1 protein-coding gene is annotated in these 246 nt (G+C 48.8%); it reads left to right on the top strand.

Features of this window, described 5'->3' with window-relative positions; genetic code table 11:
- On the top strand, nucleotides 1–246 hold a 246-nt coding region (locus tag HMPREF2554_RS09285), incomplete at both ends, for a YidC/Oxa1 family membrane protein insertase (protein ID WP_210396048.1).

Genomic DNA, 246 nt, shown 5'->3' with positions numbered 1-246 from the left:
ACACGATCTTTACCAGTATTGGTATGGATCCGTCCTCAGGCTTTACCTGGGTGCTGTGCATTATTTGCCTGACTCTCGTGATGCGTGCCGTAACCATTCCCCTATTTATGCGCCAAATTAAGTCGATGCGCGGTATGAACGCCATGCAGGGTGATATTGCAAAGCTGCAGGCCAAATACAAGGGTAAGAAAGATCAGCTTTCCCGCCAGGCTATGGCACAGGAACAGATGGCACTATTTAAGAAGC

Origin of the sequence: Rothia sp. HMSC071F11 (assembly GCF_001809115.1) — a bacterium.
Taxonomy (GTDB): Bacteria; Actinomycetota; Actinomycetes; order Actinomycetales; family Micrococcaceae; genus Rothia; species Rothia dentocariosa.
Note: the sequence above shows the minus strand (reverse complement) of the source record. Positions and strands in the feature narration are given on the sequence as shown.